Source organism: Chryseobacterium oncorhynchi (assembly GCF_002899895.1).
GTDB lineage: Bacteria > Bacteroidota > Bacteroidia > Flavobacteriales > Weeksellaceae > Chryseobacterium > Chryseobacterium oncorhynchi.
The window spans coordinates 171,838-184,729 of sequence record NZ_PPEI02000005.1 but is presented as its reverse complement, the minus strand read 5'-3'; the positions used below and the strand labels follow the sequence as shown (position 1 = coordinate 184,729).

The window sequence follows — 12,892 nt, the reverse complement described above, 5'->3', positions numbered from 1 at the left end:
TTATTTAACATTAAAAAAACTAACTCAATATGTTTAAGACTAAAGATGCTTGGATGAATTTCTTCTATTCATTCGGTGCTGCAATTGTAATTCTTGGAGCTTGGCTTAAAATTACTCACATTACCCTGGGACCAATTAACGGTAATATCGCTCTTACTGTAGGGCTTATTACAGAGGCGATTATCTTTATTATTTTCGCGTTTGACCCACCAAAATCTGAGGAGTCTTATGCTTGGGAAAATGTTTATCCTGAATTATTAGATAAGCATGCTAACCCAAACCCATTACATTCTAATGTGTCTTCTAGAAATAACAACGCTGCAGCTCAATTTGCTGAATTAGAAAACTCTCTTTCTACCAAATTAGATAAAATGCTTGAAGACGCTAGATTAGATGTTCAATTATTCGAAAGATTAAGAACAGGAATCGATAAATTTTCAAGTTCTGTAGACCAAATTAATCAAACGGTAGACGTTTCTGCTTCTACTCATAAATATAATGATCAGTTGAACAAGGCTGCTCAGCATATGGAAAGCATGAATGCTTTATATTCTATGCAATTGGAAAGCGGAAAGAAACAAGCAGAATTTGCAACTAAATATGTTTCAGATATGCAAAAATCTGTAGAGCATTCTGAGAAATTCAATCAAGAGCTACAAGGTTTAACGTCTAATCTTAATAATTTAAATAGAGTTTATGGTGGTATGTTAACTGCTATGAAGTCTTAATTCCTAACCATTACTTAAACTACTTAATCAACAAACAAAGAAAAGAGAATGGCACAAGGAAAACAGACCCCTCGTCAGAAGATGATCAACCTAATGTATTTGGTGTTCATCGCGATGATGGCCCTAAATATTGATGCAGAGATCATCAGATCATATTATGATTCTACCAGAGCGTTAAATGATACAAGAACTTTAACAGAAAAAAAGAACGAAAAGATTTTTGAAAGAACGCTGGAAGCTAAGGCTCAGCAGGTTCCGGATACTTATGCTCAACCTTGGGAACAATACAAAGTATTGAAAACTAAGATTGATGTATTGGTGAAATCTGCTCAGGATATCAAAGACTTGTTAAAGAAGCAATCTGAATTTCATGAAAAAGATGCTCAAGGAAAAGATATTGACGTAAGTGAAAACTTTGCTGCATTGAATAACAATGAAGCAACTACGGAATATTTCTTTAAAGAAGGAGATGAAAATGCACCATCAAAAAATGCTACAGACCTAAAAGCTAAAATTGATGATGTAAGAAATTATATTAATGCAACTTTTGGTAAAAACCCTCAACTTAACGACCTAGTTGAGAGAGCGAATAAGTCTCTTATTGCGGAATATCCTAAAGGGAAATCTCCAAATGACAAGACTTGGTTCCAAAATAAATTTTACCACCAGCCATTAATTGCTGCAATTTCTAACTTGGAGATTATCCAAAATGATGCCAGAAATGTTCAATCTGATGCATTGGCATTATTACTTCAGGAAAAAGTGGATGCAAGCATCAAATTTACAAGCTATGAAGCAATTGTTGCTGGTCCTGTAGATATTCAGGCTGGTAAGCAGGCAGAAATAAAAGTAATGCTAGGAAACTATTCTAACAGCAATAAAATCAGTATATCTGGTGTAAGCAAAGTAGAAAACGGAAAGGGTATTACTGCTATTTCAGGATCTGGTATTGGTGAACATAAATTAGGTGGTACAATTACTTTAACAGATGCTACAGGTAAAGCTCAAAGCTTCCCTTGGACGCATACTTATAATGTAATTGCAGGACCTAGAGAAGTAAAACTTGAAAAAGGATTATTACTTTCTGCTGATAAAATGAATGTAATGTATAGAGGACTTGAGAACCCTGTTTCAGGATCTATCTTAGGTGCAGACAATTCTAAACTTTCATTATCAGCTCCGGGAGCTACTGTAAGAAATACAGGTCCTGGTAAATGGATTGTGAAGCCTTCAACAGGAACTACAGTGAAATTGACATTATCTGGAGTAGATCCACATGGTAAATCTGTATCTCAGGTATTTGAATATAGAATTAAGAATGTTCCGCCACCTCAAGGTCAGATGAGAGGTCAGAATGTATTGTCTATGCCGGCAACTTCTATTCCTAACCAATCTGTACAGGCAGCGATTCCTGATTTTGATTTCCCTGTTTCATTCAATGTAACTCAATTCATGGTAAGAGTACCTGGTAGAGCAGCATTATTGATCCACGGAAGTTCATTAAATGAGGCTTCAGGATTAATCAAGAACCTAAGATCTGGAGATGTAGTTTCTATCTTCGATATTAAAGCAACAGCTCAAGGTTTAGAAGGACAACAGATTAAAAACATTACTCCTATAATTATTAATGTTCAATAGGACTAAAATTGTAATTTATTATGAAAAAATATATTAGCACCCTTTTAGTATTAGTTTCGGGATTTGCATTTTCCCAGACTATTCTGAACGCTTCTTCTCCAGAAGAGTTTAGACAGATGAGAGCGGAGAATAAACAAAAAGTTGGTGATACTATTATTGATAAAACAGTAAAACCTCTTGAATATGGATTTGTTGAAGACAAAGACATTCTTAAGAGTATGTTTGTTTGGGAAATCATTGATATGAATGACAAGATTAATCAGCCATTTTATTATGACAATCCGGACGGTCTTCTTTCTACACCTACAAGGTCTCTATATCAGTTACTGTTAGATGCAGCTTTAACTGGTAAAATTGAGCAGGTGTATGATGATGAAAACTTTACTGTGAAACTTTCACCTGAAGGGATACAGAAAAGATTGGAGAATGTTAGAATCAATGATGCCGCAATCGATATCTTAAACTCAGGAAGACAATTAACTGAACAAGAGAAGAAAGAATATACCGACGTATTTAAAACGACTACTGATAAAGTAAAAGTTCTTAAAATAATGGGTATGTGGTTCGTAGATAAGAGAGACGGACAAATGAAATACAGACCTCTTGGTATTGCAGCTATGGGACCAGATCCAGCAGTACAAGGAGTTATAGGACCAGACGGTAAGCCAATTGCTAGCAATGATGAGCTTATTGACCTATTCTGGATTTTCTATCCGAATGCAAGAGATATTTTGGCAAACAATTATGTTTTCAATAGAAAAAACTCTTCTGCAGACTTATCTTTCGATGATGTTATCAATGCAAGAAGATTTTCTTCTATCATTTATAAATCTTCAGCCGGTTTAGGAGACGGTACGATTAAGGATTATATCCCTAAAGATGCTGATGATCAGCTAGAGGAAAGCAACAGAATCAAGTCGCAGATCCTTGAAATGGAAAATGATATGTGGAATTACTAGATTTCACTTGATATTTATATAAAACCTGAGTATTTTTACTCAGGTTTTTTTTATTATGAAAAATGTAGATTATATTATTGTAGGAGATGGGTATGCTGGGCTATTCTTTGCACACCAGTTAATTAAGAATAACAAGTCATTTGTGATCTATTCTGAAGGGAGGAAAAGCGCTTCCCAGGTTTCAGCAGGGATTATTAACCCGGTTGTTCTTAAAAAATTTACCACATTCTGGAAAGCACAAGAACAGTTGGATTTCCTTAAAGACAGTCTTAAGGAAATTGAATCATATACTGGAGAGAACTACCTCATCAATGCTCCTATTCACAGAATTTTCCATGATGAGAATGAACAGAAGCTTTGGCTTAAAAAATCAGGGAATGAAGAATTATCAAACTTTTTGGATCAAAAATTTGAGTCTTTAAACGGAGTAAAAAACGACTTTCAGACTGGAAAGGTGAATCAGTCTGCCAGACTGAGCGTAAGTGGATTTTTTGCAGGTTTATTCAGTTATTTTGAAAAAAATGCCTTTTTGATGAAAGAAAAGTTCGAGTACGATAAACTTGACCCATCCGGTTCTTCTTATAAAGACTTTAATTTCAAAAATATTATTTTTTGTGAAGGAATGGGAGTGAAAGATAACCCATACTTTTCTGAAATTTCTGTAAATGCAAACAAAGGACATCATATAAAAGTAAAGCTTTCCCAACCTATTCCGGAAAATATAACGATTAAGAAGAAACATTTTCTCTTCCCGACAGGAAGCGGTCTTTATTTCTATGGTGGAACCTATGACAGAGAACAGCTTCATCATCATATTGATGACTCAGCAGTTGCTCAGTTAGTGAATGGACTTTCAGAATTCTATCCCCACGATTTTGAAGTGGAAGAGGCTAATTTCGGTTTCAGACCCACTGTAAAAGATAGAAGACCTATTATTGGAAGACACGAAACTTTTAATAATTTGTATGTATTTAACGGATTGGGAGCACGAGGAATATTGAATGGTTGCTATTTCTCAAGAGATTTATTCCGTTTTATAGAAGAAAACATTCCATTGCATGAAGAAGTTTCATGGAATAGATTTAAGTAACTACAGTAATTCTGAAGAAATTCATATTTTCAAAACACATAGCTTATGAATGAAAACTTACTGGGAATAATAGCAGGAATACTTACTTCTGTATCCATGATTCCACAACTTGTAAAGGTGATCAGGGAAAAAAATGTGGAAGAAATATCCTTACTTATGCTTTTGGTACTTATTTCAGGGTTATCATTGTGGGTATGGTATGGCTTTATGAAAGATGAATTACCTATTATTTTATCAAATTCATTTGCGGTATTGGTCAATGTAAGTCTTCTGATTTGTTATATCATTTACAGTAAAAAGAAGTAGAAAATTTCATACAATAAAAAAGACGCCCTATAGAAATAAGGCGTCTTTGTATTGTATTATAAAAGATATAATTACTCAAGAACAAATTTAGCTAAAGGAGCCATTCTTGCTTTGTTTAAAGTTAATGTATTCCCGTTAACAGAATAGTTGTCTGCAGCAAGAATTGCTTTTGTAAACTGGTTTTCAATATCTAAATCTTCACAAGCCATCATGGTAGACATTCCTTGGTTGAATTTAATTCTCATGATTTCAGGCTTGATCTCAAAAGTACCTCCTAAACCATTACATCCGGCATGCCCCTCATATCTCATTCCATCCATGTTAAGTTTGAAAGAAGGGTTATTTTTTGAATTTTTCAATTTGATAGGCTGGCCATTAAGCTCCGTTAATTTCCATGTTTTCCCTGTAATATCTGTTGTTGCAGGTTTTTGTGCAGTTTGAGTCTGACAAGATACTAGAAATACAGTCAAGAAAAGAGCGGATAAATAATAATATAAGCTTTTCATAAATTTTTGATTTTAAATATTATGTTTTGTTCCTATGCTAATACGATGCCATTTTTGCAGGACCTGATTCTTTTTTTGCCTGTTTAAGATGGAAAAGAACCATATCTACATTCTTCTTTAAAAAAGTTATATTGCCTTTAATTTCAGAATATTGGTACTCTTCATTAGAGGCTGTATACTCCGGTAAAGCATCACTTTTTTTAAGGTCATAAGTTTTACCGTTTAAATGTATGGTAGCTGTGTTTTTGGAACGATTGATGGTTACTTCTATTTTTTCTCCATAGCTGTCAACATATACATCTTTTGAAATGTCATCTGTATTTTCAGGAGTCGTTGAAGTGATTGTTTCAGCTTCTTTTCCGGGATGCTTACACGCTGTTGAGGAAAGAACTGCCAATCCCAAAAGGATTGTAGATAATAATTTTTTCATAGTGATAAGTGATTTTAAAGTGTTTCATGAATTATGGTGTTAATACTATATAAAAATACAAATATTTTTGCAAATTATATGTTAATTTTACATAAACTAACATTGTGTTTTAATAAAGGAGTTGTTCATCACCTTTTTTAGAACATTATTCAGAAAACGATAGGTAGTTTTTAAGATAAAAAATTTGAAATTGAAATTGTTAATTTGGAATTTTTAACAGTTTTATCTAATAGAAAATAGGATAGTTTTTTCATTGCTCATTTGTTGTTTTAATTTTCGGCAAAAGTAATTTAAATATCACAGAAAGCCAATAGGCTTTTGTAAATAATTGGAAATCATGATAAAGATTAGTTTTTTGTATTTATCTTTTCCCGAGATAAAGAATTAATCCGGAATAAAATTTTTGATATACTTAAAGAAAAAAACTGAATTAGTCTGTTATTTTGAAATCTTCCGTTCAGAGCCATAGCAGAGAAAATATATTGAATTATAACTTAGCTATTCATTAGATAGTACTGCCTTTCATAAATAAGTAAATTATTGTTAAAAATAGTAGATAAACTTTTATTTAAGATTAAATTTCATTGTATTAATGCTATTAGATATGTTCTTATAAAAATCTAACTTACAGTTAATAAAATTGATAAATGGTAAAAAACTAGCCATTGAAAAATTAATAAAATTTTGATTTCAGGTTATTTAAAGAAGCGTTAAATTTTGTTAATCTATTAGATGGTATCACAATCTAAGTGTACATTTGCCACTTTAAAATGAGAAACTTTATAGTATATTTTTTAACCGGTCTTTTTCTGCTCTTCGTGGTGGAAAGCAGACTTAACGTTAAGACACTTCGAAATGACTACTCTGGTCATGTTTCTCATCATATGCCCAAAAGAGCCAATCGACTGAACCAGACTTATGAAAAGCTTTCCGTTCAGCAGATGGCAGATAATGTAGATAATTCCACTCTAGAACTTGCAGAGAATGATTTTCAACTGTCTGATGTATGGCAGGCGGTTGTTGTTTTCGCAGGTATTTTCAGCTTGGTCTATATTTTCGGGTTAAAAAACAAAAAACGGTTTAATCCGGATCTCCACGGTCTTATTTTTGGGCTTGCTACCAAACGGTTTATTTTGATCCGTTCCATTAGAATTTAAAATTTCATTTTTTCCATTTACTTTCTGCCTGATTACAGGTGGGATAGCTTTGCGTTGTGTTTGCAGGTAATCATCACATCGTTTCATCTCTTATTACCATTTCTATTTCAAAACATTAACGATTTATACAAACTCTAGAATTATGATAAAAAGAGTTACCTCAGGCATTGCACTGAGTATCCTGTTACTTGCTGTTAGTTGCAACAAGAAAAAGGAAGAAAAAGAAGAAGTAACAACCTATCCGGTAACTTCGCCGGTAGTGATGGATACTGTGATTAACAAAGAATATGTAGCTCAGATCCAATCTGTAAAGAACATTGAGGTTCGGGCACAGGAAAAAGGGTTCCTTGAGAAAATTTTTGTAGATGAAGGGCAGTATGTTCAAGCTGGGCAGACCTTATTCCGCATTATGCCGAAACTGTATCAGGCCGAGCTGCTAAAGGCTAAAGCTGAAGTAGAACAAGCCTCCATTGAACTGAAAAATGCAAGTACATTAGCAGGAAACAACATTGTTTCTAAAAATGAAAAGGCAATGGCAAAAGCTAAACTGGATGCAGCCAATGCAGAGATGAAACTGGCACAAATTCACCTCTCTTTTACAGACATCAAAGCTCCGTTCTCAGGAATTATCAATAGAATTCCTTTAAAGCTTGGAAGCCTGGTAGATGAAGGTGATCTTTTAACTTCATTATCGGATAATACAAGTATCTATACGTATTTTAATGTGTCTGAACCTGAATATTTAAGTTATCAAACTCATGCAGCAGACAGAGGAAGCAATCAGGTTTCCTTAATTACAGCTAATGGAGAAACTTATTCGCAAAAAGGAGAGATCCAGACTATTGAAGGAGAGTTTGATAATGAAACAGGAAATATTGCTTTCCGTGCAAAGTTTCCTAATCCAGATAAATTATTGAGAAATGGTGAAACCGGAAAAATTCAAATGACAATGCCAGTTCACAATGCATTAATTATTCCGCAGAAGGCAACTTATGAAATTCAGGATCAGAAATATGTATTTGTGATCGACAAAAACGGAGTAGCTAAATCCCGAAATATAAAAATTGGCTATGAACTTCAGGATTTGTATGTAGTAAGCTCAGGTATTTCAAAAGGAGATCAAATTCTTTTGGAGGGAGTTCAGAAAGTGAAGGATGATCAGAAAGTGAAAACAAAATTCCAAGATCCTAAAAAGGTTCTTCAATCATTGAAATTAAAAGCAGAGTAATGGTCTCTAAAGTGAAGTAGTATGTTTAAGAAATTCATCCGCAGACCTGTTCTGTCTATTGTAATCTCATTGATTATTGTGTTTTTAGGGATCTTGTCATTGGTAAAACTTCCAGTGACGCAGTTCCCATCCATTTCTCCACCTAAGGTAAACATCACCGCAGAATACCCTGGAGCTAACAACGAGTTATTGATTAAATCTGTTGTTATTCCATTAGAAAGAGGGCTAAACGGTGTTCCGGGCATGAAGTACATGACCTCTGATGCCGGTAACGATGGAGAAGCTTCTATTCAGGTAGTATTTGACTTGGGAACAGATCCCAATGTTGCTGCCGTAAATGTTCAAAACCGAGTATCTTCAGTAGTGAATAAGTTACCACCTCTGGTAGTTCGTGAAGGAGTAAAAATTACCCGTGAAGAGCCGAATATGTTGATGTACATTAACCTGTACAGTGATGATCCTAAAGCGGATCAGAAATTCCTGTTCAATTATGCAGATATCAATGTGATGTCCGAATTGAGAAGGGTAGGTGGAGTAGGTTTTGCTGATATCCTTGGAACCCGTGAATATGCAATGCGTATCTGGCTTAAGCCGGACAGACTGACTGCCTACAATATTTCAGCTGATGAAGTAATGGAGTCCCTGAATGAACAAAGTTTGGAAGCATCTCCGGGTAAAACAGGAGAAAGTTCAGGAAAACGTTCGCAGTCTTTTGAATATGTACTAAAATATCCAGGTCGTTTTAATAATGAAAAAGATTATGGAAACATCATTCTAAGGGCAAAGCCTGATGGTGAATCTATACGTTTGAAAGATGTTGCTGATATTGAATTTGGAAGTTCAATGTATGATATTTATTCTACTTTGAATGGAAAACCTTCAGCGGCAATTACTGTAAAACAATCTTACGGATCCAATGCGAGTGACGTTATTAAAAATGTAAAAACTTTAATGGCAGAGCTGGAAAAAAATAATTTTCCAAAAGGAATGCATTATGATATCAGTTATGATGTTTCCAGATTCCTGGATGCCTCAATGGAAAAAGTTATACATACTTTATTTGAAGCCTTTATATTGGTGGCAATTGTTGTATTTCTTTTTCTTGGAGACTGGCGTTCTACATTAATTCCGGCGCTGGCTGTTCCTGTGTCATTAGTAGGAACCTTTGCGATAATGTCAGCTTTCGGAATTACGCTAAATATGATTTCACTCTTCGCCTTGGTAATGGCGATTGGGGTAGTTGTAGATGATGCTATTGTTGTCATAGAAGCAGTTCATGCCAAGATGGAGGAAAAACATCTCTCTCCATTAAAGGCCACGGAAGAAGCAATGCACGAGATCAGTGGGGCAATTATTGCAATTACGTTGGTAATGGCATCTGTATTTATCCCGATTGCATTCATGTCCGGGCCAGTGGGGGTATTTTACCGTCAGTTTTCTATTACGATGGCTTCCTCCATTATCTTATCAGGAGTTGTAGCCCTTACGCTTACACCAGCATTATGTGCTTTAATCCTGAGAAATAATCATGGGAAAGCAAAGAAGAAAACACCGATAAGTATTTTCCTTGATAAATTCAATAACCTATTTACAAAAGGTGCCGGAAAATATGAGAAAATGCTTAATAAAACGGTTACGAAAAAAACGATTACGTTACCATTGTTATTGGCATTTTGTGCATGTACTTATTTCCTTAGTAACTCCCTTCCTTCAGGATTTATTCCGGCAGAAGATCAGGGAATGATTTATGCAATTATTCAGACACCTCCGGGATCTACTTTGGAAAGAACCAATCAAATTGCTAAGGAGCTTTTAAGAGAATCTGAAGACATAGATGGGGTACAGTCGGTTTCTTCACTGGCAGGATATGAGATCCTGACTGAGGGTACCGGATCTAACTCAGGAACTTGTTTAATTAACCTTAAAAGTTGGGAAGAACGTAAAGAGTCTGCAGCGGAGATCATTGAAAAACTGGAAGAAAAAGCTAAAAATATTCCGGGAGCCAATATTGAATTTTTCCAACCGCCATCCATTCCTGGATATGGTGCTGCCGGAGGGTTTGAATTACGTTTATTGGATAAAGCAGGAAGTGGTGACTATCATAAGATGGAACAGGTAAGTAATGATTTTGTTAAAGAATTGAAGAAACGTCCGGAGCTAGGATCTGCATTTACATTTTATTCAGCCAGTTTTCCACAATATATGCTTAAGATAGATAATGATCTTGCAGAACAAAAAGGAGTAACAATTGCAAAAGCGATGGATAATTTATCAACATTGATAGGTTCCAACTATGAGACCAGCTTTATCCGTTTCGACAGGCCATACAAGGTAATTGTTCAGGCAGGTCCACAGTATCGTGCGTTACCTACTGATCTTTTAAAATTATATGTTAAAAATGATAAGGATCAAATGGTACCTTATTCGGACTTTATGCATCTTGAAAAAGTATATGGTTTATCAGAAATCACAAGGCATAATATGTATAACTCGGCAGAGGTGAGTGGAACTCCGGCGCCGGGATATAGTAGTGGTCAGGCAATTCAAGCCATTAAGGAAGTTGCAGATAAAACACTTCCAAGAGGATTTGGAATTGACTGGGCAGGTATTTCAAAAGATGAAGTAAGCCGTGGAAACGAAGCCGTATTTATCTTCCTGGTATGTTTAGGGTTTGTATATCTAATCCTTTCTGCACAGTATGAGAGTTTTATTCTTCCATTACCGGTGATTTTATCTTTGCCTACTGGTATTTTCGGAGCATTTTTATGCTTGAAGCTTCTAGGACTGGAGAATAATATCTATGCACAAGTGGCTATGGTAATGCTTATAGGACTTTTAGGTAAAAATGCCGTATTGATTGTAGAATTTGCCGTACAGAAAAAAGCAGAAGAGGGAATTCCGGTTGCAAAAGCGGCTATAGAAGGAGCTGCCATTCGTTTTCGTCCTATTTTGATGACTTCCTTTGCCTTTGTTGCAGGATTGATTCCTTTGGTTATTGCAACAGGTCCCGGAGCTGTGGGTAACAGAACCATTGGTACAGCAGCAGCTGGAGGGATGTTGATAGGTACTGTTTTCGGGCTGATGATTATTCCAGGATTGTATTACATCTTTGGAACCATTGCTGAAAAGTCGAGACTGGCAAAATATGAAGAGGAAAATCCTTTAACAGAACAAACTGAACCTTATGAACATGATGGAAAATTCGAAGACTAAAAATATAATAGCTGCCATTGCCTTATCTCTTGTTTTAGCAAGTTGTAAGGCTCCAATGGCGACAGTCATAAAAGATGAAGTTAAGACCAATATACCTCAAAACTTCAATCAGGAAGAGCAGCAGGATGCTAATAATAACAGTGGAACAACTCCATGGAGACAGTTTTTTACCGATCCAAATCTGGTAAGCCTTATTGAAACGGCTTTAAAGAACAATCAGGAGCTGCTTATTACTCTTCAGGAAATTGAAATTGCCAAGAGTGGTGTTTTAGCTAAAAAGGGCCGATTAAGCCCAACTGTTTCAGCAGGGATAGGAGCCGGGGTGAAAAAAGCCGGACGCTACACCAGTGAAGGAGCCGGAGATGCAACTACACAGATAGAGCCAGGAAGAGAAATGCCAGACCCACTAGGTAATTTTGGAGGCGGATTAATGGCCAATTGGGAAGTTGATATCTGGAAGAAACTGAGAACAGAAAAAGAATCAGCGGTTGCTCATTATCTTTCTACGGTAGAAGGTAAAAACTTCGTGTTGTCTAATCTTATTGAGGAAGTTGCAGATAATTATTATGAATTATTGGCTCTAGATAATCAATTAGATATCATACAGCAATATATTAAGCTTCAGCAAAGAGCTTTAGAGATTTCTAAGATTCAGAAAGAGGCTGCAGCTGCAACGGAACTGGCGGTGAAGAAATTTGAAGCAGAACTGGCCAAGTCTAAAGCTTCAGAATATACCATTCGTCAGGAGATTACGGAAAAGGAGAACGAGATCAATGCTTTATTGGGAAGATATCCACAGCCGATTATTAGAACAAAGGAGAACTTTATGTCTACCATTCCTCCGACTGTATATACCGGGATTCCGTCACAATTATTGGCCAATCGTCCTGATATTAAAGAGGCAGAATTGGAATTAAAATCTTCAAAACTGGATGTGGAAGCAGCGAGAAAAGAATTTTATCCTTCTCTGGAAATCTCCGCAACACTAGGATTGGAAGCATTCAAGCCATCTTATTTAGTAAAAATGCCTGAGTCTATAGCCTATAATCTGGTTGGCGAACTGGCAGGACCGCTTATTAATAAAAGTGCTATTAAAGCCAACTTTCAGACTGCAGATGCAAAACAGATACAAGCATTGTACGAATATGATAAAACTATTCTGAATGCTTATCTGGATGTAGCCAATCTAATGTCGAAGATCAAAAATATAGATCAGTACTATCAATTGAAATCTCAGGAAACAAAAGCCCTGGATCAGTCTATTGATATTGCTAATCAATTATTCAGAAACTCCAGAGCAGATTATCTTGAAGTTCTTTTGAACCAAAGAGATGCATTGGATGCCAAAATGGAACTTATAGAAGCCAAACAAAAGCAGCTAAGTACTGTGGTGGATATTTATAAGAGCCTGGGTGGCGGCTGGAAATAAAGAAATATCATAATTCAGTCAATAAACAGTTAATGTTTTGGGGTCAATTCTTCGGAGTTGACCCTTTTTGTTGTTGTATACTTTGATATGATAGCTGTAATTTAAAAGACATGTAGAACAATTTTTAATTGGGAACAATGGCTAGAATCCCTCTAATTCAAAAAAATACAGCAATATATACTGGTGAAAAATTTTTATTCTAGAGTTG

General features: G+C 35.5%; 11 protein-coding genes. 9 read left to right on the top strand and 2 right to left on the bottom strand.

Annotation, left to right across the window (positions count from 1 at the left end; genetic code table 11):
• The first annotated feature begins 29 nt into the window (after positions 1 to 29).
• The 5 genes from porL to C1638_RS16615 are packed head-to-tail and all read left to right on the top strand — an operon-like array spanning position 30 to position 4,721.
• Positions 30 to 728, top strand: a complete 699-nt coding sequence (porL, locus tag C1638_RS16635) for a type IX secretion system motor protein PorL/GldL (protein ID WP_109622834.1) — start codon at positions 30 to 32, stop codon at positions 726 to 728.
• 48 nt (positions 729 to 776) lie between these two features.
• On the top strand, positions 777 to 2,366 hold the full coding sequence (gene porM, locus C1638_RS16630; protein WP_109622832.1) for a type IX secretion system motor protein PorM/GldM: 1,590 nt from the start codon (positions 777 to 779) through the stop codon (positions 2,364 to 2,366).
• A gap of 20 nt (positions 2,367 to 2,386) precedes the next feature.
• A complete protein-coding gene (gene porN / locus C1638_RS16625) occupies positions 2,387 to 3,325 on the top strand; it encodes a type IX secretion system ring subunit PorN/GldN (protein ID WP_109622830.1) in 939 nt (312 codons plus the stop codon).
• Between the two features lie 55 nt (positions 3,326 to 3,380).
• Positions 3,381 to 4,415: an NAD(P)/FAD-dependent oxidoreductase gene (locus C1638_RS16620; RefSeq protein WP_109622828.1), complete on the top strand. Its 1,035-nt coding sequence runs from the start codon at positions 3,381 to 3,383 to the stop codon at positions 4,413 to 4,415.
• A 45-nt stretch (positions 4,416 to 4,460) separates the two neighbouring features.
• The gene (locus C1638_RS16615) at positions 4,461 to 4,721 is read left to right on the top strand and encodes a SemiSWEET transporter (RefSeq protein WP_109622826.1); all 261 of its coding nucleotides are present in this window, start codon (positions 4,461 to 4,463) and stop codon (positions 4,719 to 4,721) included.
• A gap of 71 nt (positions 4,722 to 4,792) precedes the next feature.
• Here the strand turns inward: C1638_RS16615 and C1638_RS16610 are convergent, their stop codons facing one another.
• Complete coding sequence (locus tag C1638_RS16610; protein WP_109622824.1) at positions 4,793 to 5,227, bottom strand: META domain-containing protein; 435 nt, start codon at positions 5,225 to 5,227, stop codon at positions 4,793 to 4,795.
• A gap of 37 nt (positions 5,228 to 5,264) precedes the next feature.
• Positions 5,265 to 5,657, bottom strand: a complete 393-nt coding sequence (locus C1638_RS16605) for a hypothetical protein (RefSeq protein ID WP_109622822.1) — start codon at positions 5,655 to 5,657, stop codon at positions 5,265 to 5,267.
• Positions 5,658 to 6,427: 770 nt separating this feature from the next.
• On the opposite strand from C1638_RS16605, the gene C1638_RS16600 reads away from it, so the two are divergent.
• The 4 genes from C1638_RS16600 to C1638_RS16585 all read left to right on the top strand — a co-directional run bounded on the left by C1638_RS16600 (position 6,428) and on the right by C1638_RS16585 (position 12,684).
• Positions 6,428 to 6,814: a hypothetical protein gene (locus tag C1638_RS16600; protein ID WP_109622820.1), complete on the top strand. Its 387-nt coding sequence runs from the start codon at positions 6,428 to 6,430 to the stop codon at positions 6,812 to 6,814.
• A 145-nt stretch (positions 6,815 to 6,959) separates the two neighbouring features.
• The gene (locus C1638_RS16595) at positions 6,960 to 8,042 is read left to right on the top strand and encodes an efflux RND transporter periplasmic adaptor subunit (protein ID WP_109623260.1); all 1,083 of its coding nucleotides are present in this window, start codon (positions 6,960 to 6,962) and stop codon (positions 8,040 to 8,042) included.
• A 21-nt stretch (positions 8,043 to 8,063) separates the two neighbouring features.
• Positions 8,064 to 11,255, top strand: coding sequence for an efflux RND transporter permease subunit (locus C1638_RS16590; protein ID WP_109622817.1), 3,192 nt, complete (start codon positions 8,064 to 8,066; stop codon positions 11,253 to 11,255).
• Positions 11,227 to 12,684 (top strand): TolC family protein, encoded by a 1,458-nt coding sequence (locus C1638_RS16585; RefSeq protein WP_109622815.1) that lies wholly within the window; start codon positions 11,227 to 11,229, stop codon positions 12,682 to 12,684. Before C1638_RS16590 ends, C1638_RS16585 begins: the two co-directional genes overlap by 29 nt.
• Positions 12,685 to 12,892: the final 208 nt, after the last annotated feature.

Excerpts from the sequence above, each read along its gene's own strand:
- porL (WP_109622834.1), top strand. The coding sequence starts at position 30 with ATGTTTAAGACTAAAGATGCTTGGATGAATTTCTTCTATTCATTCGGT.
- porM (WP_109622832.1), top strand. The coding sequence starts at position 777 with ATGGCACAAGGAAAACAGACCCCTCGTCAGAAGATGATCAACCTAATG.
- porN (WP_109622830.1), top strand. The coding sequence starts at position 2,387 with ATGAAAAAATATATTAGCACCCTTTTAGTATTAGTTTCGGGATTTGCA.
- C1638_RS16620 (WP_109622828.1), top strand. The coding sequence starts at position 3,381 with ATGAAAAATGTAGATTATATTATTGTAGGAGATGGGTATGCTGGGCTA.
- C1638_RS16615 (WP_109622826.1), top strand. The coding sequence starts at position 4,461 with ATGAATGAAAACTTACTGGGAATAATAGCAGGAATACTTACTTCTGTA.
- C1638_RS16610 (WP_109622824.1), bottom strand. The coding sequence starts at position 5,227 with ATGAAAAGCTTATATTATTATTTATCCGCTCTTTTCTTGACTGTATTT.
- C1638_RS16605 (WP_109622822.1), bottom strand. The coding sequence starts at position 5,657 with ATGAAAAAATTATTATCTACAATCCTTTTGGGATTGGCAGTTCTTTCC.
- C1638_RS16600 (WP_109622820.1), top strand. The coding sequence starts at position 6,428 with ATGAGAAACTTTATAGTATATTTTTTAACCGGTCTTTTTCTGCTCTTC.
- C1638_RS16590 (WP_109622817.1), top strand. The coding sequence starts at position 8,064 with ATGTTTAAGAAATTCATCCGCAGACCTGTTCTGTCTATTGTAATCTCA.
- C1638_RS16585 (WP_109622815.1), top strand. The coding sequence starts at position 11,227 with ATGAACATGATGGAAAATTCGAAGACTAAAAATATAATAGCTGCCATT.